The organism is Prescottella equi, from assembly GCF_020171745.1.
In the GTDB taxonomy this organism is placed as follows: Bacteria; Actinomycetota; Actinomycetes; order Mycobacteriales; family Mycobacteriaceae; genus Prescottella; species Prescottella equi_A.
On the sequence record NZ_JAIVAH010000029.1, the window covers coordinates 81,212 to 107,978 of the forward strand.

The 26,767-nt window shown below is 69.3% G+C and carries 25 protein-coding genes; 16 read left to right on the forward strand and 9 right to left on the reverse strand.

The window, feature by feature from the left end; translation table 11 throughout:
- Positions 1-52: 52 nt before the first annotated feature.
- The gene (locus LCL87_RS23430) at positions 53-346 is read left to right on the forward strand and encodes a putative quinol monooxygenase (RefSeq protein ID WP_225023847.1); all 294 of its coding nucleotides are present in this window, start codon (positions 53-55) and stop codon (positions 344-346) included.
- Positions 347-503: 157 nt separating this feature from the next.
- Positions 504-2,525, forward strand: a complete 2,022-nt coding sequence (locus LCL87_RS23435; RefSeq protein WP_225023848.1) for a CocE/NonD family hydrolase — start codon at positions 504-506, stop codon at positions 2,523-2,525.
- Positions 2,526-2,612: 87 nt separating this feature from the next.
- Here the strand turns inward: LCL87_RS23435 and LCL87_RS23440 are convergent, their stop codons facing one another.
- Entirely contained in the window at positions 2,613-3,284 is a 672-nt protein-coding gene (locus tag LCL87_RS23440; protein WP_225023849.1) for a DUF998 domain-containing protein, read from the reverse strand.
- A 43-nt stretch (positions 3,285-3,327) separates the two neighbouring features.
- On the reverse strand, positions 3,328-6,678 hold the full coding sequence (gene lysX / locus LCL87_RS23445) for a bifunctional lysylphosphatidylglycerol synthetase/lysine--tRNA ligase LysX (protein WP_225023850.1): 3,351 nt from the start codon (positions 6,676-6,678) through the stop codon (positions 3,328-3,330).
- 85 nt (positions 6,679-6,763) lie between these two features.
- Here lysX and LCL87_RS23450 point away from each other — a divergent pair, with 85 nt between their 5' ends.
- Positions 6,764-6,994: an RNA-binding S4 domain-containing protein gene (locus LCL87_RS23450; protein ID WP_225023851.1), complete on the forward strand. Its 231-nt coding sequence runs from the start codon at positions 6,764-6,766 to the stop codon at positions 6,992-6,994.
- 100 nt (positions 6,995-7,094) lie between these two features.
- Entirely contained in the window at positions 7,095-8,657 is a 1,563-nt protein-coding gene (locus LCL87_RS23455) for a molybdopterin-dependent oxidoreductase (protein ID WP_225023852.1), read from the forward strand.
- Positions 8,658-8,664: 7 nt separating this feature from the next.
- Here LCL87_RS23455 and LCL87_RS23460 read toward each other — a convergent pair whose 3' ends face one another.
- A complete protein-coding gene (locus LCL87_RS23460) occupies positions 8,665-10,161 on the reverse strand; it encodes an adenylate/guanylate cyclase domain-containing protein (protein ID WP_225023853.1) in 1,497 nt (498 codons plus the stop codon).
- 21 nt (positions 10,162-10,182) lie between these two features.
- Positions 10,183-10,863, reverse strand: a complete 681-nt coding sequence (locus LCL87_RS23465; RefSeq protein WP_225023854.1) for a GntR family transcriptional regulator — start codon at positions 10,861-10,863, stop codon at positions 10,183-10,185.
- A gap of 138 nt (positions 10,864-11,001) precedes the next feature.
- On the opposite strand from LCL87_RS23465, the gene LCL87_RS23470 reads away from it, so the two are divergent.
- Both LCL87_RS23470 and LCL87_RS23475 read left to right on the forward strand, forming a co-directional pair.
- On the forward strand, positions 11,002-12,375 hold the full coding sequence (locus LCL87_RS23470; RefSeq protein ID WP_225023855.1) for an FAD-linked oxidase C-terminal domain-containing protein: 1,374 nt from the start codon (positions 11,002-11,004) through the stop codon (positions 12,373-12,375).
- Between the two features lie 66 nt (positions 12,376-12,441).
- Positions 12,442-13,743: an alpha/beta fold hydrolase gene (locus LCL87_RS23475; protein ID WP_225023856.1), complete on the forward strand. Its 1,302-nt coding sequence runs from the start codon at positions 12,442-12,444 to the stop codon at positions 13,741-13,743.
- A 1-nt stretch (position 13,744) separates the two neighbouring features.
- Here the strand turns inward: LCL87_RS23475 and rraA are convergent, their stop codons facing one another.
- The 5 genes from rraA to LCL87_RS23500 form a co-directional block, all read right to left on the reverse strand.
- On the reverse strand, positions 13,745-14,215 hold the full coding sequence (gene rraA, locus LCL87_RS23480) for a ribonuclease E activity regulator RraA (protein ID WP_114720402.1): 471 nt from the start codon (positions 14,213-14,215) through the stop codon (positions 13,745-13,747).
- A gap of 62 nt (positions 14,216-14,277) precedes the next feature.
- Entirely contained in the window at positions 14,278-14,658 is a 381-nt protein-coding gene (locus LCL87_RS23485; protein ID WP_225023857.1) for a DUF5313 family protein, read from the reverse strand.
- 25 nt (positions 14,659-14,683) lie between these two features.
- Positions 14,684-15,268: a TetR/AcrR family transcriptional regulator gene (locus LCL87_RS23490; protein WP_225023858.1), complete on the reverse strand. Its 585-nt coding sequence runs from the start codon at positions 15,266-15,268 to the stop codon at positions 14,684-14,686.
- 105 nt (positions 15,269-15,373) lie between these two features.
- Positions 15,374-16,267, reverse strand: a complete 894-nt coding sequence (locus LCL87_RS23495; RefSeq protein ID WP_225023859.1) for a sugar phosphate isomerase/epimerase family protein — start codon at positions 16,265-16,267, stop codon at positions 15,374-15,376.
- Positions 16,268-16,304: 37 nt separating this feature from the next.
- Complete coding sequence (locus LCL87_RS23500; protein WP_225023860.1) at positions 16,305-17,342, reverse strand: phosphotransferase family protein; 1,038 nt, start codon at positions 17,340-17,342, stop codon at positions 16,305-16,307.
- Between the two features lie 149 nt (positions 17,343-17,491).
- On the opposite strand from LCL87_RS23500, the gene LCL87_RS23505 reads away from it, so the two are divergent.
- The 10 genes from LCL87_RS23505 to LCL87_RS23550 all read left to right on the forward strand — a co-directional run bounded on the left by LCL87_RS23505 (position 17,492) and on the right by LCL87_RS23550 (position 26,764).
- Positions 17,492-18,316, forward strand: a complete 825-nt coding sequence (locus tag LCL87_RS23505) for a sugar phosphate isomerase/epimerase family protein (RefSeq protein ID WP_225023861.1) — start codon at positions 17,492-17,494, stop codon at positions 18,314-18,316.
- 90 nt (positions 18,317-18,406) lie between these two features.
- Positions 18,407-19,270 (forward strand): CoA-transferase, encoded by an 864-nt coding sequence (locus tag LCL87_RS23510; RefSeq protein ID WP_225023862.1) that lies wholly within the window; start codon positions 18,407-18,409, stop codon positions 19,268-19,270.
- On the forward strand, positions 19,267-20,025 hold the full coding sequence (locus tag LCL87_RS23515; protein WP_225023863.1) for a CoA-transferase: 759 nt from the start codon (positions 19,267-19,269) through the stop codon (positions 20,023-20,025). The genes LCL87_RS23510 and LCL87_RS23515 overlap by 4 nt, the downstream gene beginning before the upstream one ends.
- Positions 20,022-21,110 carry a nitronate monooxygenase gene (locus LCL87_RS23520; RefSeq protein WP_225023864.1) on the forward strand — a complete coding sequence of 363 codons (1,089 nt, stop codon included), beginning with the start codon at positions 20,022-20,024 and terminating at the stop codon, positions 21,108-21,110. The genes LCL87_RS23515 and LCL87_RS23520 overlap by 4 nt, the downstream gene beginning before the upstream one ends.
- A 38-nt stretch (positions 21,111-21,148) precedes the next feature.
- On the forward strand, positions 21,149-22,024 hold the full coding sequence (locus tag LCL87_RS23525) for an SDR family oxidoreductase (RefSeq protein WP_225023865.1): 876 nt from the start codon (positions 21,149-21,151) through the stop codon (positions 22,022-22,024).
- Between the two features lie 39 nt (positions 22,025-22,063).
- Complete coding sequence (locus LCL87_RS23530) at positions 22,064-22,510, forward strand: FAS1-like dehydratase domain-containing protein (RefSeq protein WP_005516472.1); 447 nt, start codon at positions 22,064-22,066, stop codon at positions 22,508-22,510.
- The gene (locus LCL87_RS23535; protein WP_225023866.1) at positions 22,507-22,917 is read left to right on the forward strand and encodes a MaoC/PaaZ C-terminal domain-containing protein; all 411 of its coding nucleotides are present in this window, start codon (positions 22,507-22,509) and stop codon (positions 22,915-22,917) included. Before LCL87_RS23530 ends, LCL87_RS23535 begins: the two co-directional genes overlap by 4 nt.
- Positions 22,914-23,894, forward strand: a complete 981-nt coding sequence (locus LCL87_RS23540) for an NADPH:quinone oxidoreductase family protein (RefSeq protein WP_225023867.1) — start codon at positions 22,914-22,916, stop codon at positions 23,892-23,894. The genes LCL87_RS23535 and LCL87_RS23540 overlap by 4 nt, the downstream gene beginning before the upstream one ends.
- Before the next feature lie 3 nt (positions 23,895-23,897).
- On the forward strand, positions 23,898-25,097 hold the full coding sequence (locus tag LCL87_RS23545; RefSeq protein WP_225023868.1) for an acyl-CoA dehydrogenase family protein: 1,200 nt from the start codon (positions 23,898-23,900) through the stop codon (positions 25,095-25,097).
- Between the two features lie 95 nt (positions 25,098-25,192).
- Positions 25,193-26,764: an ABC transporter substrate-binding protein gene (locus LCL87_RS23550; RefSeq protein ID WP_225023869.1), complete on the forward strand. Its 1,572-nt coding sequence runs from the start codon at positions 25,193-25,195 to the stop codon at positions 26,762-26,764.
- Positions 26,765-26,767: the final 3 nt, after the last annotated feature.

Genomic DNA, 26,767 nt, shown 5'->3' on the forward strand with positions numbered 1-26,767 from the left:
GGTACCGTCGAGAAGCCGCATACTGTGGCGGCGCTCACAGAATAGGGATCCGATGTCGAATCTGCATGTCGTTGCGACAATTCCGGCCAAGGCCGGCTCCGAGAACACCGTTCGCGCCGCCCTCACCGCGCTGGCGGAGGAGAGTCGCAAGGAGGACGGTTGCGTGTCCTACGACCTGTTCGAGTCCACCTCGGCGCCCGGCACGTTCGTCGTCGTCGAGGTCTGGAAGGACCAGCACGCACTCGACACGCACATGAAGTCGGATCACATGCGTGAGGCCGCCGGCGCGTTCGGCGCCCACCTCGCCGCGGCCCCCGGCATCCACCCGCTGCGCCCCGTCGCCTGACCTATCCTCGCCCCTCACCCTCGCGTTTTGCGCACTTGTCGCGCTCCCGGGCCCCGGAATCTCGCGATAAGTGCGCGAAACGCGAGACGGGCCGGAAGTATTGAGGTTTCCCGACGCGGGGGCGTCGTGTCGACGGGAGCGTGGGGGAGGGGCTCGGATGCGGTGGATCTCGAGGACGGTGGCGACGGTCGCGGTCGCGGCGATCGCTGCCGTCGGAGCGGTGGTGCCGGCGAGCGCTACCCCGGACGCGGGAGAGCTCGGCGCGCAGTGGACGGCCACCGCGGACGGCCCGGGGACGTATCCCGGCATGGACATCGCGTGGGACGTCCCGATCCGAATGAGCGACGGGGTGATCCTGAAGGCCAACGTGTATCGGCCCGCCGACGCGGACGGGCGGCCCGTCGACACCCCGCTCCCGACGATCGTGAGCATGACGCCGTACACGAAACTCGTGTCGGCGCTGGCCGAGGCGGCGGTCTCGGTTCCGGGGATCAGCGACGCGGTCCTGGACTTCGCCGGCGACCTCAATTTCTCGGGAACCTCGTTGAGCGGCATCACCGATCTGACGCGGGCCCTGTCCGGCGGCGGTCTGCGCACGTTCACCGTCGACCGTGAGCTGATCCGGAGCGGTTACACGCAGGTGGTCGTCGACGTGCGGGGCACCGGCTTCTCGCAGGGCATCTGGCAGGTGTTCCAGGAGCGCGAGCAGCAGGACACCATCGAAACGATCGAGTGGGCCGCGCAGCAGGCGTGGTCGAACGGTCGGATCGGCATGAGCGGGGTGTCGTATTCCGCGATCAACCAGATCCAGGCGGCGTCGAAGCGTCCCGCTGCGCTGCAGGCGATCGTGCCGATCGAACCAGGCGGCGATCTCGTTCGGGACGTCGTGGCGCCGGGCGGCGGTGCGGGCGTCGGCTTCCTGCCGTTCTGGCTGGCGGCGGTCAACGGGCTCAAGCTGATTCCCGACGTCCAGGCGTTGATGCAGGGCAACCTCGACCAGACGTGGCTGCGCGACCGGCTCGCCGATCCGGCGACCTTCTTCCAGTACCTCGTCCAGGCGATCACCATCCCGGACGTCGACTCGATCCCACCGGAGCTGCGGACGCTGCTCGAGCCGGACAGCACGCTGCGACAGGCGTGGCTGCCGCATGCGGAGAACGTTGTGGCGCCGACCATGCTCTACGGCGGCTGGCACGACATCTTCACCAACTCCGAACCCAGGCTGTACAACGCGATCCCGCTGGCACCCGGGAAGAAGCAGCTCATCATGGGCGACACCTACCACCTCAACCCGGGCAGCGGCTTCGGCGATCCGGGATACCCGCCGCGGCTCGACGTCCTGCAGCGGGCGTGGTTCGACCGGTGGCTCAAGGACATCGACAACGGCATCGAGACGTACGGCCCGGTCACCTCGTACCAGCAGGGCAACGGCTGGACCACCACGGATCAGTTCCCGCGGTCGGGCGTCGAGCACCGGCGGATGTACCTGGCGGCTCAGCCGAGTGGCACCACCGCGACGTCCGTGCACGACGGCTCTCTGCTCGCGTCGGCCCCGGCCGGCACGACGACATTGACGGTGGCGCCGGGGCTTTCGAGTATGTGCTCGCGCGACGCCGCGCAGGAACTGGCGGGTATCCTCGCGGTGATCGACGGTTGCGCCAAGGACAACCGGATCGCGGAGCGTGACGCGCTCACATTCACGAGCGCCCCGGTCTCGGTGCCCACGCAGATCTCGGGGCCGGTGAACGTGCACCTGAACACCGTCCTCGACACCACCGACGGCTACTGGACTGCGACACTCAACGACGTTGCCCCGGACGGCACCTCGACGGTCCTGACGTCGGGTCAGCTCACGTCGTCGCTGCGCGGCATCGACGAGGCCCGCAGCGAGCGCTCCGCGAACGGCGACCTCACGGACCCGTTCTACACGCTCACCCTCGCGGCGCGGCAGCCGATCGTGCCCGGCCTGCCCACCACGCTCGACGTCGGGCTCACTGCGACGGATGCGCTGCTGCAGCCGGGCCATCGCCTGCGGGTGTCGGTGGCGGCGAGCAACTTCCCGAAGGGCATGCTGCTGCGTCCGCTGCTCAACGAGAGCCGGTTGGCGCCGCAGCACCTGGTGCTCGACCCGGCGTCACCGAGCTTCGTCAACGTCCCGGTCGACATCCCCGTCCCCTGATCCCGAGCTCCCGCCCCACCCCCGCGTTTTGCGCACTTATCGCGCTCCGGAGCCCCGGAATCCCGCGATAAGTGCGCAAAACGCGTTTCACGTGGAACCCGGGGAGGCGGTGGACGCAGGCTCCACTCCGTCCACCCCGTGCACGTCCCGCCACGCGCGGTCGCTGAGCAGCGTGGCGGCGACGAGCACCATCCATCCGCTCATCGACAGCAGTTCGACGCGCTGCGCGAAGCCGAGCCAGCTGTGGCTGCCCGACGGATCGTCGACGCCGACGAGCATCCACAGGGTGCCGACGAGGAACAGTACGACGACGGCGAGCCCGGACCACCACATCGCCCGCGGCGCGCGGTAGACGAAGATCGCGATGATGAACGCGACCGCCGACACCACCGCGGCCGTCACCGATACCGTGCTCGTCAGGGCGTGCCACTGGTGGGTCAGCGGCACCTGCTCCGCCTCGCAGGCGGGCTTCGAACACCGCAGCGGCAGCCGGGAATCGGCGATGGTGCCGACCGCGAAGACGCCCAGTGCGAGCCAGCCGACGGTGGTGAGGAAGCGCCGCGGGGTGATCGTCAGGCCCAGCACCGCCGCGACCGTGAGCACGATCCCGGTCAGTAGATCGCCGCTGCGGTAGAGGATTCCGTACCGCTGGTCGGTCGCCGCGAGCTGGCTCGCGAACCCCTCGAACGGGCCCTCGCCCGAGTTCAGGAAGAACGCGAGCACCCACGACGAGTACAGCACCGCACCCGCGATGAGCAAGGCTGCGATCGTGTACCTGCGCAAAGTCAGTGACACGGCGACCTCAGTTGCGCGGCTTGGCGAACGGGAACGCGAGCGACTCCCGGATGCTGCCGCCGGTGATGAGCATGACGATGCGGTCGACGCCCATGCCGAGACCGCCGGTGGGGGGCATCGCGTGCTCGAGGGCCTGCAGGAAGTCCTCGTCGAGTTCCATCGCCTCGGCGTCGCCGCCGGCCGCGAGCAGCGACTGTTCGGTGAGCCGTTGGCGCTGATCGATCGGATCGGTGAGTTCGCTGTAGGCGGTGCCGAGTTCGACGCCCCACGCCACCAGGTCCCACTTCGCGGCCACGCCCGGAATCGTCGGGTGCGGGCGGGTCAACGGCGACATCGACGTCGGGAAGTTGGTGTAGAAGGTGGGGAACTCGGTCTGCCCCTCCACCAGGTGCTCGTACATCTCCTGCGCGACGGCGCCTGCGTCCCAGCTCTTCTGATACTCGATCTCGTTCTCGTCGCACAGTTTCTGCAGCACCTCGAGCGGTGTCTCCGGGGTGACGTCCACGCCCAGCTTCTCGGCGACCGCGCCGTGCATCGTCTTCACCGGCCACTCGCCGGAGATGTCGACGGCGACCAGTTCGCCGTCCGGGCCGGGACGCATGATCGTCTGGCTGCCGTGCGCGGCGACGGCGGCGGCCTGGATCAGCTCGCGGCACAACACCATCATGCGTTCGTAGTCGCTGTGCGCCTCGTACGCCTCGAGGATCGTGAACTCCGGATTGTGCTTGAAGTCGACGCCCTCGTTGCGGAACACCCTTCCGATCTCGAAGACCTTCTCCATGCCGGCCACGCACAGCCGCTTGAGGAACAGTTCCGGTGCGATCCGCAGGTACAGGTCCAGATCGTAGGCGTTGATGTGGGTGACGAACGGGGCCGCGTTGGCGCCGCCGTGGATCCGCTGCAGGATCGGCGTCTCCACCTCGAGGTAGTCGCGTCCGGACAGGGTGTCGCGCAACGACTTCACGATCGCCGTCCGTGCGGCCAGCAGGCGCCGCGACTCGGGGTTGATCGCGAGGTCGACGTAGCGCTGCCGCACCCGGGTCTCGGCGTCGGTCAGGCCCTTCCACTTGTCGGGCAGCGGGTGCAGGCACTTGCCGTTCATCCGCCACTCCGTCGCCAGCAGCGACAGTTCGCCCTTGCGGCTGCGGCCGATGGTGCCGCTCACCTCCATGAGGTCGCCCAGGTCGAAGTCGGTGGAGAACTCGTCGAGCCGGTCGCCGACGGTGGTGCGCTCGATGAGCACCTGGATGTCGCCGGACCAGTCCCGCAGCACCGCGAACGCGACACCGCCGTACGTGCGGATCCGCAACAGCCGTCCCGCGATTCGCACGCGGGTGCCCTCGGGGGACGACGCCGCCGCGGCGACGGTGTGCGTGGGCGGGTACGCGACGGGGTACGGGTCGATGCCCTCGTCGGCCAGCCGGGCGAGCTTGTCCATCCGTACCCGCACCTGTTCGGGCCGACGCGGTCCCACCGCCTCCGGCGTGGTCACGGGTGCGGCGTCCGGGGCGGGGCCCGCGTCCGGGGCACTGCCGTCGGCGTGCAGGACACCGGAGACGGCAAGCGCCTCCGGCACCGCGGCGTGCTTGCCGGTGTGGGTGGGTGCCTTTGCCCGATGGCCGAAGGTGGGCAGTGTCAGGAAGCCCTCGGCGACGGCCGACGCGATGCCCACGCGCGGCAGCTGCCGGTTGTCGTCGAAACACAGGTACCGCGGCGCCCAATCGGGCTGGTACTTCACGTTCGAGCGGTACAGCGCCTCGAGCTGCCACCATCGGGAGAAGAACAGCAGCATCGAGCGCCACACCCGCAGGATCGGGCCGGCGCCGATGCGCGCGCCCTCCTCGAACGTCGAGCGGAACACCGCGAAGTTCAGCGAGACCCGGACAACGCCGAACTCGTCGGAGCGGGTCGCGAGTTCGGTGACCATCAGTTCGACGACGCCGTTGGGGGCGTCCGGGTTCCGGCGCATCAGGTCCAGCGACGCCCCGTTGGGTCCCCACGGCACGAGCGACAGCATGCCCAGCACCTCGCCGTCCTCGCCGAGCGCTTCCACCAGCAGGCAGTCGCCGTCGAGGGGATCGCCGAGCCGACCGAGCGCCATCGAGAAGCCGCGCTCGGTCTCGGTGTCGCGCCACGCGTCGGCGCGCGCGACGACGTCGGCCATCTCGGCGGGCGGGATGTCGCGGTGGCGTCGGATCCGGACGTCGACGTGCTGCCTGCGGACCCGATGCACGGCCTGACGGACCTGCCGCATCTCGCGGCCGTTGAGGTTGAAGTCGCGGGTCTCGAGGATCGCCTCGTCACCGAGCTGCAGCACCGACAGACCGGCCCGCTTGTAGGCGGTGGCGCCGGCCTCGCTCGCCCCCATCACCGCGGGCGCCCACCCGTACTTCGAACACAGGTCGAGCCACGCGTCGATCGCGTGCGGCCACGCCTCCGGGTTGCCGATCGGGTCGCCGCTCGCGAGGCACACGCCGATCTCCACGCGGTACGTGACGGCGGCCTTGCCGCTCGGCGCGAACACGACGGCCTTGTCGCGGCGGGTGGCGAAGTAGCCGAGGGAGTCGTCGGCCCCGAAGCTGTCGAGCAGGCCGCGCAGTGCGGATTCGTCGTCTCCGGTCAACGCGTTCGACGCGCGCTGCGCCCGGAACAGCGTGATCACCGCGGCCAGCAGCGCGAGCGCACCGAACAGGCCGAGCAGGGTGTTGACGAAGGCATGCGGATGGCCGTCGAACTGTTCGTTCTCGACCACGACGAGCGCGGTCACGCGGTTGAGGGCCCAGAAGAAGCGCTGATCCGACGGCAGCGTCCCCGGGAACAGTTCCACCAGCGCCCAGCCCAGCAGCGTGCCGACCACCAGGCCGGACACGAGGACGCCCAACGCCTTCCAGCCCGCGCCCCGGCGGACCCGCGTGTAGAACTCCTTGCGGGCCGCGATGAGAACGCCGACCAGGACCAGGTGGACCACGAAGGCGACGGCGGCGTTGACGTTCTTGTCGATCACCGCCTCGAACGCGTTGACGACCGCGAACAGCACCAGGTAGATCGTCAGCAGCCACCACGCGATCCGTTTGCGACTCGCGAGTGCGGCCGCGACCAGACCGAGCACCAGTGCCCACGCGAGGCTCGTGTCGGGGGCGTCGAAGTAGTAGTTCTCGATGTACAGGCGCGGCGTGTGCACCAGGTACCGCAGTGCGGGCGACAGGCTCCACAGGAACACCAGCACCGAGAAGACACCGAGGACCAGGCCCGCGATGTGCGGAACCTCGGACAGCCGTCCGCGTTTCGGAGTGAAACGGGCGGGGTGGTGGTCCCGCTTCTCCGTGGTCTCCACAGGGCTACCGGTGCTCGTGGCCATCGACGTCCTTCCAGTGACTGTCGTCTCTCCGAGTCCAGTGTGAGGCGTCGAAGGGCCGTTTGGGGTGAAGGAGGAAGATGGAGGCATGTCTGACGCTGCCCACGAGGTCCCGATCCGTGACGAATCGATCCGCCTGGGTCAATTCCTCAAGCTGGCCAATCTCATCGAGTCGGGTGCGGAGGCGAAGGTCGTCGTCGCCGACGGACTCGTCAGCGTCAACGGCGAGGTGGAGATCCGGCGCGGACGGCAGTTGCGGGACGGCGACGTCGTCGAGATCGGTGGCATGGCGGCGCGGGTGAGCGCACCCGTGTCCTAGTAATCCGCGCGAAGTAATCCGCGCGAACCCAGCCGGACCCCATCCAAGGTCCCCTCCGGCGCCGAATACTCGGACGTAGTCGGAAGGAAGCGGGGACGACATGACGGCTCGCGAGGATGCGACCGGGACGCCACGGCGCCGACTGCCGGTGCGGGCACTGTCGGGGGTTCTCGCGGCCGCCGTCGTACTCGGGATCGGCGAGTTGGTGTCGGTGCCGATCGGCCCCGCGTCGTCGCCGTTCTTCGCGGTCGGGTCCACCACCGTCGACCGCAGCCCGGCCTGGGCGCGGGAGTTCGCGATCACGACGTTCGGCACCAACGACAAGCCGGCGCTGTTCCTCGGCATGACCGTGCTGATCGTGGTGCTGTCGGCGGTGGCCGGCATCGTCGAGCAATCGCGGCGGCCCTACGGCAGCGCGATCCTGCTGGCGCTCGGCGTGGTCGGGGTCTACGCGGCCGTGAACCGGCCCGGTGCGACGGCGCTGTACGCGCTGCCGACGGTCGTCGGGGTCGCCGCCGGCATCGTCACGCTACGGGTGCTCACCGGTCGCCTGCGGTCGCCCGCGGCCACCGGCCAGGAGGCGTCGGGGATGCCGCGGCGGCAATTCCTGGTGCTGGCGGTCACGGCCGCCGCGGTTGCGGCCGCGGCAGGGGCCGCCGGACGCTACCTCGCCGACACGATCGCCGGCGCGGTCCGCAACCGCAACGGTCTCGCACTGCCCACGGTGCCTTCCGCCGGCCGCGCCCCGGCCGTCGCGGCCGGCACCGACATCGCTGTTCCCGGGGCGACACCGTTCGTCACCGGGACCGGCGACTTCTACCGGATCGACACCGCGCTGCAGGTGCCGATGCTCACGACCGACGACTGGACCCTGCGGATCCACGGCATGGTGGACCGCGAGATCACGTTGAGCTGGGACGACCTGATCGCGCGGACGCCGATCGAACGGACGATCACGCTGACGTGCGTATCCAACGAGGTCGGCGGCAACCTCGCCGGCAATGCCACCTGGATCGGATACCGGATCAAGGAACTGCTCGACGAGGTGGGCGTGGCGCCCGACGCCGACATGTTGCTGTCCACCAGTTCCGACGGCTTCACCGTCGGCACTCCCGTCGAGATCCTGCGCGACGGCCGCGACGCGATCCTCGCGGTCGCGATGAACGGCGAACCGCTGCCGTTCGAGCACGGCTACCCGGTCCGGCAGGTGGTGCCCGGGCTGTACGGGTTCGTCTCCGCCACGAAATGGGTGGTCGACTGGGAACTCACCCGGTTCGACCGTGCGGAGGCGTACTGGACGCGGCGCGGCTGGGCGGCGCAGGCGCCGATCAAGACCGCGTCCCGGATCGACGTGCCCGCCGCGTTCGGGAAGATCGCGGCCGGTGCCACGATCGTCGCCGGCACCGCGTGGGCGCAGCATCGCGGCATCGCGAAGGTCGAGATCCGCGTCGATGGCGGCGAGTGGCGGGCCGCGACGTTGGCGCCCGAGTACTCGATCGACACGTGGCGGCAGTGGACGTGGCAGTGGGACGCGCCCACCGGCGTGCACAGCCTGCAGGTGCGCGCCACCGATCTCGACGGCAACACCCAGACCGAGGAGCGGGCGGCGCCGATTCCGGACGGCGCCAGCGGATGGCACTCGCGCACAGTGACGGTGTCGTGACGCGGGGTCAGCGCGCCCGACGGTGCTGGTGCGCGACGGCGAGCCGCCCCGCGGCCCGCAGTACCTGGGGCGCGCGCCGGGCGGTGCGCAGGATCAGGTGATCGATCGCCTTCAGGCTCAGCGGGTTTCGGTCGAGTGTGCGGGGGTCGTCGACGGTGTCGGCGAGCGCGTACAACCGCCAGTGCCCGGGGACGCCCTTGAGGTCGTGCTCGCCGCGGTCGACGAAGGAGAGCCCGGAGCCGACGACGAGATCGCGCACCGTCCGCGACACCATCACCTCGCCGCACCCGGCGGCCGCCCCGATGCGTGCGCCGACGTGCACCGTCATCCCGGTCATCTCGATCCCGGTGCCCTCGATCTCGCCGGTGTGCACGCCCGCCCGCACGCCGACACCCAGTTCGGCCGCCTGGCGGCACACCGTGCGGGCAACGCGGACCGCGGCGGCCGGGCCTTCGAACACGCTCAACGTGCCGTCACCGGCGACGTTCACCAGGCGCCCGCCAGCCCCCTCGACCTCGTTGCGCACCTGGCGTTCGTGCGTGTCGCGCAGGCCGCGGTACCGGCCGTCGCCGATCCGCGCGAGCGTCTCGGTGGATCCGACGAGGTCGGTGAACAGCACCGTGGCGAGATAGCGGTCGGCGTCGAACGGGCGTCGGGTGCCGGTCGCCACCTCGTGGATGTGGTCGAGGACGGGGATCCAGGCCTCGCCCATCGACGTGCCGGGCGGCAGCGGGGGCAGCACGTGCAGGGTGCCGTGCGGGATGGCCGCTGCGACCTGGCGCGACGTCTCCAGCGGGACCGCGCTACGCGCGGAATGCAGTATCCGAGTGGGGCACTGAATGGACGCGAGCGTGTCGAAATAGTCGATCCGGAACAACCATTCGAGATGTGCGCGGGCGGTGGCCGGGGTCGCCGAGCAGCGCTCGAGCAGCGCCATGAGCCGCCGGTTGAACGACGAGTCCTGGGTCGGATCCCACATCGCGATGACCTTGCCGGACCCCCAGTCGTCGTAGACGGCCCGCCACCCGTCGACGAAGCGGTCCCGTGCCGCCACGGTCCAGCCCCGCGGCAGGTCCACGCCCTCGCGGAGCGCGCCCTCGACGAACGGCTGCTGGAACACCAGACCGGTGACGCGATCCGGGTCGCGCGCCGCGATGAGGGCCAGGGCACCGCAGGTGCTGCCGATGCCGACCAGGGTGGCGCGGCGCATCCCGGCCGCGTCCATGATCGCGAGGACGTCGTCGGCCTGCTGCTCGAGGGTGGGGACGTGATCGACCGGGTCGGACAGGCCGAAGCCGCGGCGCTGGAAGTAGACCAATCGGCAGAACCGCGCGGCCTGCTCGAAGACGTAGTGGATGTGGGGATCGGTCCACATGAGATCGGGATGCAGGCCGATCTCGAGGAACAGGACCACGTCCGTGCCGTTGGTGCCGCCCTCGCCCACCACCTGATACGCCAGCGCGTGCCCGTCACGCTCGACGTACCTCGTTCCCGGCGGGTACATAACCCCAGCGTAGCCGGGTTGCTACTCCGGTTCGGGCAGGGCGGCCTCCGGACCGGACTCGCCGCCGAGGACCGCGGCCAGACGCTCCCGCGCGCGGCCCAAGTGGTCCGTCAGCACCGCGACCGCGCCGTCGCCGTCGCCGGCGGCGAGGGCGTCGAGGATCTGCTGGTGCTCGGCGACGATACTGGACGTGGTCAGCAGGTGTTTGCCCTGCACCTGGACCATGCACAGGCGCACCTCGGCGACCAGCGTCCGGAAGATCCGGCTCGTGCGGGGGCTGCCGACCGTGTCGACGAGTGAGGTGTGGAACCGCATGTCGGGTTCGACGACGGACAGCGGAGCGCCGTCGGTGAGCGCGGCGATCTCGGTGTTCGCAGCCACCGCGTCCGGGGGAACCAGGCGGTTGCGGGCGAGTTCCCGCAGCACCTGCGATTCGAGGCCGGCCCGGGTGCGGTAGATGTCGCGCACGTCGTCCGGGCTCAGGTGCAGCACCCGCGCGGTCTTGTGTGCGCTGCGCTGCAGCAGACCCTCGCCGACGAGCTTCTCGATCGCGGCCTTCGCGGTGGGGCGGGCGACCTCGTAGGTGCGAGCGATCTCGGCCTCGGTCAGGGCGGTGGCGTGCGTCAGGTCGCCGGCGAACACGCGTCGCCGCAGTTCGGCGGCCAGTGCGTCGACGATCGACAACGCCTCGACTCTGCCCACCGGATCCTCCGCTCGCTCGATTCCGGTCGATCCTCCCACGGGCCGTCGGCCGTGCACACCTGTCCGTCTACAGATCTTGACTCGCATGAATACTTGTCTGACAATCAAGGAGTCTTGCTCTCGGATGGACGGTTCTCCATGACCCTCGAAGTCACCTCTTCCGCTGCGGTCGACCTGACCGCCCGACTCGGCTCCGCGGTCGTCACCGACCCCGACCGGATGCTCGCGTACCGCCGCGACCAGTCTCTGCTCACACCCGACGGCGAACCGTCGGCCCTCGTCCGGGCGCGCAGCACCGACGACGTCGTCGCGACGCTGCAGATCGCGCACCGCCACGGCACCCCCGTGGTCACCCGTGGCGCCGGCACCGGCCTGGCCGGCGGCGCGAACGCGATCGACGGGTGCATCGTGCTGAGCCTCGAGCGGATGAACGAGATCCTGCGCATCGACGCGGCCGCCCGCACCGCGACCGTGCAGCCGGGCGTCATCAACGGCGACCTCGCCGCGGCCGTCGCCGAGCGTGGCCTCTGGTACGTCCCGGATCCGGGAAGCCGCGCCATCTCGTCGATCGGCGGCAACCTCGCCACCAACGCCGGCGGCACGTGCTGCGCCAAGTACGGCGTCACCGCCGACCACGTCGCGCGCATCAAGGCGGTCCTCCCGGACGGCCGGGTCATCCACACCGGCGCCGAGACCCGCAAGAACGTCGCCGGCCTCAACCTCACGCAGGTGCTCGTCGGCTCCGAGGGCACGCTCGCGGTGATCGTGGAGGCGACGGTGCGATTGCGGGCGCAGCCGTCGGCGGCATCGACGGTGGTTGCGAGTTTCCCGACCACCGCCCAGGCGATCGACGCCGTGCTGGCGATCCGGCAGGTGGCCGATCCGTGCCTGCTCGAGCTGATGGACCGCACCACCATCGCCGCCGTCAACGATCTGACCAGGATGGGCCTCGACGACTCGGCGGGCGCCTTGCTGCTGGTGCAGTGCGACGGGGGCGACGCGAGCGCGGAGGCCGCCCGTTGTGCGGCGGCGTGCACGGCGGCCGGTGCCACCGAGGTCTACGACACCGCCGATCCGGTCGAGGGCGAGGAGTTCATGCAGGCCCGCCGTGTCGCGCTCACCGCCCTCGAGCACCGGGGCAGCACCCTGCTCGACGACCTCGCCGTCCCGGTCCCGCACCTTCCACGCATGCTGACCGCGATCGAGGAGACGGCGGCCCGGCACGACGTGCTCATCGGCACGTTCGGGCATGCCGCCGACGGAAACCTGCACCCCACCATCGTGTTCGACGCGTCCGACGCCGCCATGACGGCCCGCGCGCGGTCGGCCTTCGACGACCTCGTCGCCGCGTGTCTCGAACTGGGTGGATCGATCACCGGCGAGCACGGTGTGGGCGTGCTCAAGGCGCCGTACCTGGAGTCGATGGTCGGCGCGACCGAGCGCGAACTCATGGCGGGCATCAAATCGGTCTTCGACCCCACCGGCATCCTCAATCCGGGGCGCGGCTTCTGACGGGTCTCGCCGGATCCTGTGCGGATCCGTGCGCGCACGGGATACTCGGTGCTGGGAGGTGCTGCCGTGGGCGAGCTGAGCGTGCAGGGCGACCGATTGGTGCTGCGATTGTCTCGTTTCGAGAGGATCGCCGGACTCCGCGGTGATGTCGCGATCCCCGTCGAGCAGATTCGGGACGTCGACGTCGTCGCCGACGCGTTCGCGAACACCCGCGGCATGCGGGCACCCGGTCTCGGAGTTCCCCGACGTCGGCGCATCGGGACGTGGCGCGGCCGGGGATCGCGCGCGTTCGTGGTCGCGCGCGCCGGGGTTCCCGCGGTTCGGGTGCGCACCGTCGGCCGGGCCGCCGGCGCGGAGTTCGACGAACTGATCGTGACCACCCCGGATGCCGCGCAGGTTGCCGGCCGGATCCGCGACGTCCTCGCCGCCGGCCGCCCGGGGGTGTCCGAGCGTGAGGTGACGTTCCGATCGGGAGACGAGACGGCCCTGGCGGGCACCCTCACCGTTCCGGCGGGTGCGGAGGCCGGCCCGGTGGCGGTGATCCTCACCGGGTCCGGGGAGATGAACCGCGACGGCGATCACGCGAAACTGCCGATCGGCGTGAGTCGTGCTCTCGCGGAGGCATTGGCGCGCAATGGGATCGCATCTCTGCGCTACGACAAGCGGGGGGTGCCCAAGTCGGGCGGCGACTACCTGTCGACCGGGATGTCCGACAACCTCGCCGACGCGGCGGCTGCCATCGAATGGCTCAGGACGACAGGAGGATTCGTGCGGGACGCGGTGGCGGTGGTCGGGCACAGCGAGGGTGCCTGCCTGGCCGCGGCACTGGGCGCCGATCGGGAGATCGATCCCGCCGCCGTGGTGCTGATCGCGTGTCCGGCCGTGACCGGCCGCGAGGTGCTGCTGTGGCAGTCCGCCAAGGCCGTCGACGGTCTGCCCACGCCGGTCCGTGCGGTTCTGCGACTCCTGCGAATCGACGTGAAGGTGAAGCAACGCAAGGCAATCGACAAGCTGTATCGGACGACGGAGGACACCGCCCGGATGGGGCTCCGCCGGGTCAACGCCCGTTGGTTCCGGGAGTTCCTCGACTTCGACCCGAAACCGTTGCTGCAGAAGAATCGTTCACCGGTCCTCGCGATCACCGGGGCGAAGGACCTGCAGGTGGACCCGGACGACCTGGAGGCGATCTCCGACCTCGTGCCGGGGGAGGTCGACACCGTCCGGGTACCCGATCTGACGCATCTCGTCCGGCGCGACGCCGACCCGGCGTCGCTGCGCGCCTATCGGCGGCTGGTCCGTGAACCGGTGGATGCGAAGGTGCTGTCGCTGGTGGCCGACTGGACCGCCGGCCACCTGCGACGCATCTGACTCAGCGGACGACGACGCCGTCGTCGTCGCTGTAGACCGTCTCGCCCGGGTTGAAGGTGACGCCGCCGAAGGAGACGGGCACGTTCTTCTCGCCGGAGCCGGTCTGGGTGCTCTTGCGCGGGTTGGTGCCGAGCGCCTTGATGCCGATGTCGAGCGTGCGCAGGATCGCCGAGTCCCGGACCGCGCCGTTGACGATGACGCCGGCCCAGCCGTTGGAGACGCCGCGTCCGGCGATGATGTCGCCGACGAGGGCGGTGTGCACGCTCGCGTCGCCGTCCACGACGAGTACGCCGCCGTTGCCCGGCTCGCTGAGCGTCTGCTTGACCAGCAGGTTGTCCTGGAAGCACTTGATGGTGGTGATCGGGCCGGAGAACGCGGCCCGGGCACCGAACTGGATGAACTGGGTGTCGCAGCTGCGAATGTCGGGACCGATCTCGTCGGCCAGATCGGCGGTCGCTACCTGCTCACTCATGGTTTCTTCCCTTCGTCGGTTCGCCCGTTCACCATAGTTGACTCACCGGTAACTTGTGCCGGTCAGGCGCGTCCGTGCCGACGTTCGTAGTCGTCGCGCACCCGGTCGGCGCGGCGTTGCGCCTTCTCGGCCACCAGGTCCGGATCGAGTCCGTGACTGTGCAGCCGATGCCGCCGGTATACCTGCATCAACGCGATCGCGAAGTACACGAGGGGAATGAACAGCAGCGCCATCATCGCGAGCGGAATCCAGATCGGGCCGGGGATGAGCAGGAACAGCGCGAGGATCGGCAGCACCGGAACTGTGAACCGGATCAGGTACCGCACCGATGCGCCCGGGCCCACCAGGTCCCGGCGGACCCAGTCCTGCAGCGAGTCCGGCAGCGTGCGTCCGAACTGGTAGCCCACGTACTGCCCGAACGTGGGGCGCGAAGGTGCCGACATGCCTCCAGGGTAGTGGGGGCGCGGATCAGGACCGGGCCTCGATGCCTTCCAGGAAGACGGACACCACCGAGTCGGCCAGCTGGTCCATGCCGAACTCGGCGGTGGGCGAGAACCAGCGCAACGACAACCAGACGGCGTCGCGGATGAGGCCGTACAGCACCTCGGCCGGCAGATCCGAGCGGAACTCGCCCGACGCGATGCCGGATTCGATCACCGCCATCCAGGCGTCCTTCGTGGTTCGCGCGGCGTCGCGAATCTTACGGTGCGACTTGAGTTTGCGCAGATAGGTGCCGTTGTTCTGGTAGATCTCCGACGCGTGGGGATGCGCCTGACTGACCCGGAACGACGCCTTGACGAGGTCGTCGAGGCGCCCCCGTGGATCGCTCGACGATTCGAGGATCGCCTTGTACTCGTCGACGAGGGCGTCGAGATACTGGGTGACGATCAGTTCGGCTATCGCGTCCTTGGACGGGAAGTAGTGGTACAGACTGCCGGAGAGGATGCCCACGCCGTCGGCGATGTCGCGCACCTTGGTGCCGGCGATGCCCTTGGTGGCGAACAGGGTGGCGGCCTGCTCCATGATCAAGGTGTGGCGCTCGGACCACTCCATGTCTACCTCCGAAATCGAAACAGCCCGGCGACCCGGGCAGTCGTGTTGTCCATGTCGACTCTATCGGCAGCAAACATTTGCTACCCGTGCGCGGGTCTGCCTCGGTCAGGCACCGGGGTTGCCGAACTGGCCGTTGACGACCTTGGTGGGCGCGATGTCCAGGTCGGCCAGGAAGGCGCGCGTCGCGGCGGCGAGGCGCGCCACGCGGGCGTCCGGGTTGCCGCGCTCGGCGGTGAACACCTCGACACTCAGCACCAGGTCCGGCGAGGTCGCGCGCAGGCGGCGCACCATCTCCCCGACGGCCGCGGTGCCCTCCCCGGGCACCAGCCGACCCGTCATCGGTACGTAGGTCTCGGTGGCGGGCGGCGGACGCCAGCCGCTGATCTGCACCTCGATCACCCGCGCGGCCGCGGCCGCGGTCACCTCGTCGGGTGTGCCGCCCGAGCGGATGTGGTGCCACGTGTCGAACAGAATCCCCACCGACGGCGAGTCCACGCTCTCGACCACCCGCAGTGCCGTGTCCAGGTCCGGGAGACCGGTGCCCGGGATGAACTCCAGGCCGATGCGGACGTTGCTCTTCCTTGCCGGCGCACCCAGTTCGTCTGCTGCCGTTGCCATGTCGTCGACAGCCACGTCGGTTCGGCCGAGGAAGTGCGCTACGTTGAGGGTGCGGGCTCCCAGTTCGACGGCTGCCTCCAGGCACTCCTCCGCGCTCCGTGAGTAACTCTCTCGCAGCGGTGCCGGTACCCGGGCGGGGTCCGGTGCGCCCGGCAGGTAGCCCATCAGCGCGTCGACGACGCCGATGCGAACGCCGGTGGCCTCCAGCTTCCGTCGCCAGTCGGGGTCGGCCCGTGCGCGGAAGAACTGGCCGGGTTGTACCGCGATCTCGGGGAATCCGTGGCGTGCTGCGGCTTCCGCAAGCCCGATCAGGTCGAGCTCGGGAACACACCCCCAGGAGAGGGCCGTTCCGGTCAGCGTGCCGCACCGTTCGTATGTCATGAATGCTCCGTGGTTTCAGGACGGATCGGAGGTCTGATCAGAGGCGGCTCGCGTACCGCCAGGCCTGGGCCGCGAGCCGCTGGGCCTGGGCGCCGAAGGATTCCGGTGTGCGGTCGCTCGCGCCCATCGCACCGCGCAGCGTGCGGGTGTAGACACCCTCGACGATGCACGCGATCTTCCACCAGTTGTAGGCGATGTAGAAGTCGATGTCGGGCACCGTGTCCGGCCGTACCGCGGCGAGGTACTGCTCCACCAGGTCGTCGCGCGTGGGAAACCCCGGCACGCGGGTGGGCGGGTTCTCGAGCGCGCACACCTCGTCGTCGGGCTGCGCCCAGTACGCGAGCAGCTGGCCGAGGTCGGCGAGCGGGTCGCCGACGGTGGTGAGTTCCCAGTCGAGGATCCCGCCGATCGTGCCGTCGGGTGCGAACAAGCAGTTGTCGAGCCGGAAGTCGCCGTGGACGATCCGCGCGGAGCCCTGCCGCGGCAGGCGTTCGAGCAGTCGGTCGTGGGTGCGGCCGATGTCGTCGAGGACACGGACGCGATCCTGGGCCCAGTTCGTGGACCAGCGCCGCAGCTGCCGGGCGAGGTAGTCGTCCCGGTCGGCGAGGCCACCCCAACCGACATCGCGCGGATCGACGGCGTGCAGGGCGGCCAGAGCGCGCACCAGTTCGGCGGCGACGGCCGGGCGGCGCTCGACGGGCACCGTGGCCGTCACGGTATCGGGATCGCGGAGCACGACGCCGTCGATGTGGTTCATGACGAAGAACGGTGCGCCTGTGACGGCGTCGTCGTCACAGGCGCCGACGACCACCGGTGTCGGCACCGGGCTGCTGCGCAGGCGATCGAGCACCTCGGCTTCGCGGAGCACGTCGTGGGCGCGCGAGTGCGCCATTCCCAGCGGCGGCCGTCGCAGGACCCACCGGGCGTCGTCTGCGCCCTGTACCAGGTAGGTCAGGTTGGACCGGCCGCCGGCGATGCGCTCGAAACGGAGCGGTCCCGTCGCGTCGTCGACGTGGTCGGTGAACCACCGGGAGAGCGCGTCGTCGCGGATCCCGGTGTCGGTGGTGCTGGTCATCGGCTGCCTTTCCGGTAGGGGCAGGGCCGGCGCTCGGCGTGTGCGAATCGCCGGTACGAGATGGAGACTATACGGCGCATCAAACATTTGCTACATTCCGTTTGCACCACGATCTCGGCATCGTCACCTGCACTGCGACAGGAGGATTCGTGCAACACTCTCACTCGAACACGGCTGTGGACCGCCGGTCCGCCCTCAGCGTCTGCCTGGCGGCCACGGCCGAGCGTCCGCTCGGGGAATCGCTGGCGATGCTGCACCGCATCGGCGCGGACCGCTTCGGGCTGTTGGCGGCGACGATGTCGAGTCAGGGCTGGGACGAGTCGGTCGAGCTGATCCGGTCGTCCGGGCTACGGCCCGAGTTCATCGCCGGCGGTTGTCGCGCGATGCACGACGGCGACGGATGGGGGCGCGTGCTGTCCTCGCTCGCGCGGGCGATCGACGCCGCGGGAAAGATCGGTGCCCCCACCGTGTGTTTCACCTCGGGCGGTTCCGGCCGCCTCACCTGGGAGGAGGCCGCGGACGCGGCGGTGGACCGGTTCGGTCCACTGGTCGGATACGCGCAGGAACGGGGCGTTGGTCTCGCGCTGGAGAACACGATGTCGATCCGGTCGGCGATGAGCTTCACCCACAGTGTCTCGGATATCGCCGAACTGGGACGGCGGCTGGGCGTCGGGCTCATGGTGGACCTGTGTTCGGCCTGGCAGGAGCGGGGTCTGATGCAAACGATCGGTGACAACCTGGACGCCATTCGGATCTTCCAGATCGGGGATCGCCACGTGGACGCGACGTCGGTGCCGAGCCGTCGGGTGCCGGGGGAAGGCAGCATTCCCCTCGATCGGATGGTGTCCGAGGTGGGCGCGCTCGGCTACGCCGGGCTGGTCGATCTCGAACTGCTCGGTCCGGCGATCGACGCGGAGGGAGCCGAGGGCGCAATGGCTCGAGGACTGGAGTGGATGCGGAAGTACGTGCCGTGATCCTGCGGCGATATGTAGCAAATGTTTGATACGCGCGGACCCGAAGGGACGAAGTCGCGCGGTCGGGACGCAGACGAAGGATGGATCGAATTGTCGGACAAGAGGATGACGGAGAAAGAGGTGGTCAGCCGGCTGCGGTCCGGTATGACCATCGGTATCGGCGGGTGGGGATCGCGGCGCAAGCCCATGTCGCTCGTGCGCGAGATCCTGCGCTCGGACATCGACGATCTCACCGTCGTCTCGTACGGCGGACCGGACGTGGGTCTGCTGTGCGCGGCGGGCAAGGTGCGCAAGGTGATCTTCGGGTTCGTGTCGTTGGACTCGATCCCGCTGGACCCGCACTTCCGCGCCGCGCGACAGGGCGGACGCATCGAGGTCGCCGAGTACGACGAGGGCATGCTGCAGTGGGGCCTGTACGCCGCCGGAATCAGGCTGCCGTACCTGCCGACGCGGGCGGGGCTCGGATCGGACGTCATGCGTGTCAACCCCGAATTGCGCACGGTCACAGACCCCTACGGCGACGAGACCCTCGTCGCGATGCCGGCGATCCCGCTCGACGCGGCGCTGGTGCACATGAACCGAGCCGACGTGCACGGCAACGCGCAATACCTGGGCCCGGACCTGTACTTCGACGACCTGTTCTGCATGGCGGCCGAGCAGGTGTACGTCTCGTGCGAACGCATCGTGCCGACCGCCGAACTCACCGCCGACGCGCATCCGTCGACGATCCGGATCCCCCGCCTGCTGGTGTCCGGCGTGGTGGCCGCGCCCGGCGGCGCGCACTTCACGTCGTGTGTGCCGGACTACGACCGCGACGAGGCGTTCCAGCGGGAGTACGTCACGGCGGCCAAGGACCCGGAGAAGTGGCAGGCGTTCGTGGACCGCTACCTGGCGGTCCCGGAGGCGGAGTACCAGCGCGCGGTGCGCGGCGAGCGTGAGGAGGCTTCGGCATGAGTGCAGCGACGCGGGCGGAAGTGTGTGCGGTGGCGTGCGCCGAGGCGTACCGCGGTAACGGCGAGGTGATCGCCAGTGCGTTCGGGACCATCCCGGCGATCGGCGTCCGGTTGGCACGGCACACGTTCGAACCCGACCTGGTGGTGTCGGACGGCGAGGCCGCCGCGGTGCGCGGGACGTGGGCGGTCGGAGGCCCCGCCGACGGCGAGGTCGAGGCGTGGCTGCCCTTCAACCAGATCTTCGATCTGGTGTGGAACGGCAAGCGCCACATCATGATGATCCCGACCCAGCTCGACACGTACGGCAACTGCAACATCTCCGCGATCGGGGACCACGAGCGGCCGAGCGTGCAGCTGCTCGGTGTCCGCGGTGCGCCGGGCAACACCGTCTACCACCCGACCAGCTACTGGGTGCCCAAGCACAGCACCCGGGTGTTCGTGCCCAAGGTCGACATGGTGTCCGGCGTCGGCAACGACAACGCGCGCAAGGCGGGTCCGGCGGCCACCCGGTACCACGAATTGCGCCGTGTCGTCACGGATCTGGCGGTCCTCGACTTCACGCCGGACACCGGGCGGCTGCGCCTGGTCTCCGTGCATCCGGGGGTCACCGTCGACGACGTCGTCGCGGCCACCGGGTTCGAGCTGGTGATCCCGGACTCGGTGTCGCAGACCCGCACCCCGAGCGCGGAGGAACTGAACCTGATCCGCACCGTCATCGACCCCCGCAACCTGCGCGACAAGGAGGTTCCCGCGTGACCACCGTCGAATCGAACCGCAACGCGCTGCACACCCGGGTGTGCGACCTGTTCGGCGTGAAGTACCCGATCGTGCAGACCGGCATGGGCTACGTCTCCGACGCCAAGCTCACCGCGGCCACGGCCGCGGCGGGTGGCCTCGGGATCATCGCCGGCGGCATGCTGAGCTACGACGAACTCGAGCAGGCGATCCACTACGTCAAGGACCGGACCGACGCCCCGTTCGGCGTCAACCTGCGCGCCAATCAGGAGGACATCGACAAGCGACTCGATCTGCTGATCCGATCCGGGGTCAAGGTGGCGTCGTTCGCGCTGGCCCCCAAGCGGGACCTGATCGCGAAGCTCAAGGACGCCGGCCTCGTGGTGGTGCCGTCGATCGGTGCGCGCCGGCACGCGGAGAAGGTCGCCGAATGGGGCGTCGACGCCGTCGTCGTGCAGGGCGGCGAGGGCGGCGGCCACACCGGCGCCGTCCCGACCAGCCTGCTGCTGCCGCAGGTGGTCGACGCGGTGGACATCCCGGTGATCGCCGCGGGCGGCTACTTCGACGGCCGCGGCCTGGTCTCGGCCCTCGCATACGGTGCCGACGGCATCGCGATGGGCACCCGGTTCATGCTGACCAGCGATTCCCCGGTGGCCCAGGCGGTCAAGGACGTCTACCTGTCGAAGTCGGTGAACGACACCGTCGTGACGCTCGAGATCGACGGGGTTCCGCAGCGGGTACTGCGGGCCGGCACGATCGACCAGCTCGAGTCCACCCGCGGACCACAGCGCGTGCTGCGCGCGGTGCGCAATGCGGTTGCGTTCCAGCGGTTGTCGGGCACCCCGTGGAAGGACATGATCCGCGAGGGCCTCGAGATGAAGAAGAGTCACGAACTCGGCTGGCGGCAGGTCGTCATGGCCGCGAACGCGCCGATGCTGTACCGCTCCGCGCTGGTCGACGGAAACGCCGACATCGGCGTGATGGCCACCGGTCAGGTGGTGGGGCTGATCGACGACGTCCCGAGCTGTGCCGAGCTGATCGACCGGATCGTGCACGAGGCGGAGTCCGTTCTGGACCGACTCGGCGGGGCCAACGAGCGCGTTTAGCCCACAACCGAACTCACACTTCTACGAGGAGACATCAGATGAACCAGCTGAAGGATCGAGTGATCGTGGTGACCGGCGCCGGTCGCGGTATCGGGCGTGAGCACGCGCTGCTGGCCGCTGCCGAGGGCGCCCGGGTGGTCGTCAACGACACCGGCGCCGGACCCGACGGCAAGGGTTCGGATCCGGCGCTCGCGCAGCAGGTCGCGGACGAGATCACCGCGGCGGGCGGCGCCGCGGTCGCGAACACCGCGGACATCACCACGATCGAGGGCGCACAGAGCCTGCTCGACACCGCGCTCGGCAGTTTCGGCGAGGTGCACGGGCTGGTGAACAACGCCGGCATCCTGCGAGATCGCATGTTCGTCAACATGAGTGAGGACGAGTGGGACGACGTCATCACCGGACAGCTGCGTGCGACGTTCGCCCCGTGCCGCGTCTTCGGCGCACACTGGCGCGACCGCTCGAAGGCGGGTGACGCGGTCGCGGCGTCGATCGTGAACGTCTCGAGCACGTCCGGGCTGCTCGGCGCCGTCGGGCAGAGTAATTACGGCGCGGCCAAGGCCGGAATCGCGTCGCTCACGGTGATTCTGGCGCAGGAACTGGACCGTTACGGGGTGCGCGCCAACGCGATCACCCCCGTGGCCCGCACCCGGATGACCGAGAACGTACCCGGCATCAAGGACATGGTCGCGAAGCCCGCCGACCCGAACGAGTTCGACGTCTACCACCCCGGGAACGTCTCGCCCGTCGTCGCCTACCTCCTCACCGAGCAGTGCCCGGCCAACGGATCGGTGTTCTACGCCAAGGGCGGCGAGATCCGGCAGTTCCTCGGCTGGCAGTACGGGAAGGTCCTCGACAAGGGCGCCCGTTGGACCGTCGACGAGCTGGTGCAGGAGATGAGCGGGCTCGTCTGAGCCCGCGCCCCTCGACCGAACCACATTCCTGGAGAGAACATGGCAAACGCAGACGCTGTCGGAGTCGAGGGCGTGCCGTTCGACCTCGACGTCGAGCGGGGCAAGGTCCGCGAATTCGCGAAGGCGACGCACTCGACCAACCCCGACTATCTCGAGCGCGAGGACGCGGTGTCCCCACCGACCTTCCTCACCACCACCCTGCACTGGCAGCCACCCGAGGGAAACCCCTGGAAGGCTGTGGAACTCGACGGCAAGCGTGGCTTGCACGCCGAGCAGCAGTACGAGTTCTTCGGCCCGCCGCCGAAGGCCGGCACGCGTCTGCGCTGCACCTCCCGGATCACCGACGTCTACACCAAGCAGGGCCGGCGCGGTGGGGAGATGACGTTCGCGGTGATGGTCACCGACTTCGTCGACCCCACAGGCACACTTGTGGCCCGCGCGACCATGACCGGTGTCGAGACCGCCCGACCCGCGACGGAGGCATGATGACCGCGACCCTGACCGTTCCCGAGCCCTGGACCGTCGGACCGGTGACCCGCACCGACTTCGTCCGCTACCAGGGCGCGTCCGGGGACATGAACCCCATCCACCACGACCAGACCTACGCGGAGGCGGCCGGCTACAAGAGCCCGTTCTCGGTCGGGATGTTCCAGGCCGGGCTGCTGGCCACCTACGCCACCGACTGGCTCGGCGCCGAGAACGTCCGCTCGTTCCGGGTGCGGTTCCTCGAGCAGGTGTGGCCCGACGATGTGCTCACCTGCACCGCGCAGGTGTTGCGCGAGTACGAGGAGGACGGAGTGTCCAAGGTCGACCTCGAGCTCGATTGTGCCCGTCAGACCGGCGGACTCGCGGTCAAGGCGTGGGCGACGTTCGTGACGGGGGGCGCGGCGTGAAGGTGCAACTGTGCGAGGTGCTCGGCGAGCCGGAGGTGTTGCAGTACAGGGACATCGCCGACCCCGAACCCGGTCACGGCGAGGTCCTCGTCGAGGTGCACGCGGCCGGCGTCAACTTCCCCGACGGCCTCGTCGTCTCAGGGAACTACCAGACCAAGCCGGAACTGCCGTTCGTGCCGGGCTCCGAGGTCGCCGGCGTCGTCCGGGCCGTCGGAGCGAACGTCGACGGTGTCGCTGTCGGCGACCGGGTGCTGGCGTTCTGCGGGATGGGCGGCTACGCGGAACTGGTGACGGTGCCCGCGACGATGGTGTTCCCGATCCCGGACTCGATGTCGTACGTCGACGCCGCGGGCTTCGTGGTGACCTACGGGACGTCGTACCACGGCCTGGTCGACCGGGCCGACCTCGCGGCCGGGGAGACGCTGCTGGTGCTGGGCGCGTCCGGTGGTGTCGGTCTGACCGCCGTCGAGATCGGAAAGGCGTTGGGCGCCCGCGTGATCGCGGCGGCCTCCACCGCCGACAAGCTGGCGCTGTGCCGCGAGCACGGTGCCGACGAGCTGATCGACTACTCCGCCGACGACCTGAAGGCGCGACTGGCCGAGGTGGCACCGGGCGGCGTCGACGTCGTGTACGACCCGGTCGGTGGCGACCATGCGCAGACCGCGATCCGCGCATTGGCTTGGGGCGGACGGTATCTCACCGTCGGATACGCCTCCGGTGACATCCCCAGGGTAGGGATGAACCGACTGCTGGTCAGTGGCGGCGCTCTGCACGGCGTGCTGTGGGGGGCGTGGGCCAAGCGCAACCCGGAGCGCAACGCCGCGAACATGCGTCGGCTGTTCGACTGGTACGACCGCGGCGCGCTGCGTCCGCACGTCAGCGAGACGTACCCGCTGGCGGAGGCATCCGCGGCGTTGGACGTGGTGATGGGGCGACGCGCGCGCGGCAAGGTCATTCTCACGAGCTGGAGGAACTGACGGATGGATCTGTCGCCGAGCCCGGAAGCCCGGGACATCATCGAGCGCCTCGAGGCGTTCATGGACGACTACGTGTACCCGGCCGAGCCGGTCTACGCCGAGCAACTCGAGGCGTCCGGACCACGCAGCCACGAGCTGCCGCCCGTCGTCGAGGACCTCAAGGTCGAGGCCCGCCGACAGGGCATGTGGAACCTCTTCCTGCCCGCGCTGTCCGGACTGACGCACCTGGACTACGCGCACATCGCGGAGGTGACCGGCCGGTCGCCGTACATCGCGCCGGAGGCCCTCAACTGCTCCGCGCCGTCGACCGGCAACATGGAGATCCTGCACATGTTCGGCACTCCCGAGCAGAAGGAGCGGTGGCTCGAACCGCTGCTCGACGGCCGCATCCGGTCGGGCTTCTCGATGACCGAACCGGACGTCGCGTCGTCGGACGCCCGCAACATCTCGACGTCGATCGTGCGCGACGGCGACGAGTACGTGATCAACGGTCGCAAGTGGTGGACCACCGGCGCCGCGGATCCGCGCTGCGAGATCCTCGTCGTGATGGGCAAGACCGACCCGGACGCCGCACCACATCGCCAGCAGTCGATGATCCTCGTCCCGGTCGCGACGCCCGGCGTCGAGATCGTCCGCTCGCTGCCGATCTTCGGGTACCACGACCAGCAGGGGCACGCCGAGATCCAGTTCACCGACGTGCGGGTGCCGGTCACCAACATGCTCGCCGGCGAGGGCGAGGGTTTCGCGATCGCCCAGGCCCGCCTCGGTCCCGGCCGCATCCATCACGCGATGCGCTGCATCGGTATGGCCGAGCGCGGACTGGAACTGATGGTGCGGCGCACGATGGCACGCAATGCCTTCGGTGGTCCGATCTCCGACCAGGGCGTGGTCCGGACCTGGATCGCCGAGTCGCGCATGGAGATCGAGCAGGCGCGCCTGCTGGTGCTCAAGACCGCCTGGATGATCGACCGGGTGGGCGCCAAGGGCGCGCAGATCGAGATCGCCGCGGTGAAGGTGATCGGACCGCGAGTCGCCAGATCCGTGCTGAACCGGGCGATCCAGTGTCACGGCGGCGGCGGCGTGACCGACGACTTCCCGATCGCGCGCATGTGGGCCAGCGCGCGCATCCTCGGCATCGCCGACGGTCCGGACGAGGTGCACATCCGGAGCGTCGCGCGGCAGGAGCTGCGGAAGTACAGGTGAGCACGGGCAGTCCGACAGAAGTACCGACGAAGGTGTGAGTGCAGAAAAGTGTGACCGTCCGTATGGGTTGATCGAGGCTTCTCAGGAGGATGTCGATGACAGGCAGATGGATTCGTGGCTTGCAGAGTTGCGCCGTGTTCGCGGCGGCAACAGTGGTGCTCGCGGGGTGTGGCGGCGGTGCGTCGTCGTCACCGGCCGCGAGCGCTTCCGCCGAACTCGACCCCACCGCGGTTCTACGGGTGACGTCGAGCAATCCCACCCGAAACCTGGACCCGTATCTCCAGACGAGTTACGGCGGATGGGGTTACCTCACAATGATCTTCGATCGGCTCACCGTGGTGGACGGTGACGGAAACCTGCAGCCGGGACTCGCGGAGTCGTGGGAGTTCGCGCCCGACGGTTCGTATCTCGAGATGAAGCTCCGCGACGACGTCACCTTCCACGACGGTGCCAAGTTCGACGCCGAGGCCGTGGCCGCGAACATTCGGCGCGGCCAGACCATGGAAGGCAGCACGGTCGCGGGTACGTTCAAGAACATCGAGGGTGTCGACGTCGTCGGCGAGTACACCGTGCGGCTGCGCCTGCGTCCAGGGACCGGGGTGGAGCTGCCGGGCGTGTTCACGGGGAACGCGGGAATGATGATCAGCCCCCAAGCGATCGAATCCGGTGCGGATCTGCGCAACAACCCGGGTAAGGCGGGTTCCGGTGCGTATCTCGTGACCGCGTACGTCCCCGAGGAGTCGGTCTCCATGGTGCGGGCCGAGGATCCCAACTGGGATCCGGAGGCCGGGAAGCTGGCCGGAATCGAGTTCACGTGGATTCCCGATGCGAGCACCCGCCTCAACGGTCTGAAGACAGGGGCGACCGATCTCAGTTGGGTGAGTTCGGCGAACGAGATCGTCGAAGCGCAGTCGCTGGCGAAGAGCGGAGCACTTGCCGTCTCCGAGGACAAGTTTCGCAGCATCATCGGTCTGTTCATGCGGGCTCAGGGCGACCTGGCCGATCCGCAAGTGCGGCAGGCGGTGGCCACGGCGATCGACCCCGAGGCCGTCAGCGCTCTGTTCTCGGGAACCTGTACCCCCTACCGTCAGCTGTATCCCGCGGGAAGCTGGCCGGCCGACGCGTCGTACGAGTACCCGTACGAGTTCGATCTGGACAAGGCGAAGAGCCTCGTGCAGGCGGCGGGTGGTGCGAAGGTCACGCTGACGTTCGCCGCGGGAACCAACACCGAGAAGCCCGCCAACGTCATCCAGTCGGCGCTGTCGAAGGCAGGAATCGATGCCGAGCTGAACCCGCTGCCGAACACGCAGAACGAGCCCCGCTACGTCGCAGGAGATTTCGAGTCGATGGTCTCGGGGAGCATGAACCCGCGCGTCGATCCCGCCGAAACCGTCAACGCCTACGTGCTCGGCGCCTACGACATCGGCAACGGAAACCCGCAGATCGAGGCTCTCGCGACCAAGGCCGCCGCTCCGACGCTGTCGGAGGAGGAACGGGCGGACCTGTATCACCAGATCTGGAATCTGACGCTGCAGGAAGCGCTGTACGTCCCGATCTGCAACCCGTCGATCGCCACCGTCTCGACCGGGAAGGTCACTGGCGTGGAGGACATGCCGTGGGCCAATCTCGGGATCTTCGACCTTCGTCACGTGGGCATGACGAGGTAGCGG

What these genes read in the sequence shown, in the direction of transcription:
- LCL87_RS23430 (WP_225023847.1), top strand. Translation starts at nt 53, where the DNA reads ATGTCGAATCTGCATGTCGTTGCGACAATTCCGGCCAAGGCCGGCTCC.
- LCL87_RS23435 (WP_225023848.1), top strand. Translation starts at nt 504, where the DNA reads ATGCGGTGGATCTCGAGGACGGTGGCGACGGTCGCGGTCGCGGCGATC.
- lysX (WP_225023850.1), bottom strand. Translation starts at nt 6,678, where the DNA reads ATGGCCACGAGCACCGGTAGCCCTGTGGAGACCACGGAGAAGCGGGAC.
- LCL87_RS23450 (WP_225023851.1), top strand. Translation starts at nt 6,764, where the DNA reads ATGTCTGACGCTGCCCACGAGGTCCCGATCCGTGACGAATCGATCCGC.
- LCL87_RS23455 (WP_225023852.1), top strand. Translation starts at nt 7,095, where the DNA reads ATGACGGCTCGCGAGGATGCGACCGGGACGCCACGGCGCCGACTGCCG.
- LCL87_RS23460 (WP_225023853.1), bottom strand. Translation starts at nt 10,161, where the DNA reads ATGTACCCGCCGGGAACGAGGTACGTCGAGCGTGACGGGCACGCGCTG.
- LCL87_RS23470 (WP_225023855.1), top strand. Translation starts at nt 11,002, where the DNA reads ATGACCCTCGAAGTCACCTCTTCCGCTGCGGTCGACCTGACCGCCCGA.
- rraA (WP_114720402.1), bottom strand. Translation starts at nt 14,215, where the DNA reads ATGAGTGAGCAGGTAGCGACCGCCGATCTGGCCGACGAGATCGGTCCC.
- LCL87_RS23485 (WP_225023857.1), bottom strand. Translation starts at nt 14,658, where the DNA reads ATGTCGGCACCTTCGCGCCCCACGTTCGGGCAGTACGTGGGCTACCAG.
- LCL87_RS23490 (WP_225023858.1), bottom strand. Translation starts at nt 15,268, where the DNA reads ATGGAGTGGTCCGAGCGCCACACCTTGATCATGGAGCAGGCCGCCACC.
- LCL87_RS23495 (WP_225023859.1), bottom strand. Translation starts at nt 16,267, where the DNA reads ATGACATACGAACGGTGCGGCACGCTGACCGGAACGGCCCTCTCCTGG.
- LCL87_RS23500 (WP_225023860.1), bottom strand. Translation starts at nt 17,342, where the DNA reads ATGACCAGCACCACCGACACCGGGATCCGCGACGACGCGCTCTCCCGG.
- LCL87_RS23515 (WP_225023863.1), top strand. Translation starts at nt 19,267, where the DNA reads ATGAGTGCAGCGACGCGGGCGGAAGTGTGTGCGGTGGCGTGCGCCGAG.
- LCL87_RS23525 (WP_225023865.1), top strand. Translation starts at nt 21,149, where the DNA reads ATGAACCAGCTGAAGGATCGAGTGATCGTGGTGACCGGCGCCGGTCGC.
- LCL87_RS23530 (WP_005516472.1), top strand. Translation starts at nt 22,064, where the DNA reads ATGGCAAACGCAGACGCTGTCGGAGTCGAGGGCGTGCCGTTCGACCTC.
- LCL87_RS23535 (WP_225023866.1), top strand. Translation starts at nt 22,507, where the DNA reads ATGATGACCGCGACCCTGACCGTTCCCGAGCCCTGGACCGTCGGACCG.
- LCL87_RS23545 (WP_225023868.1), top strand. Translation starts at nt 23,898, where the DNA reads ATGGATCTGTCGCCGAGCCCGGAAGCCCGGGACATCATCGAGCGCCTC.
- LCL87_RS23550 (WP_225023869.1), top strand. Translation starts at nt 25,193, where the DNA reads ATGACAGGCAGATGGATTCGTGGCTTGCAGAGTTGCGCCGTGTTCGCG.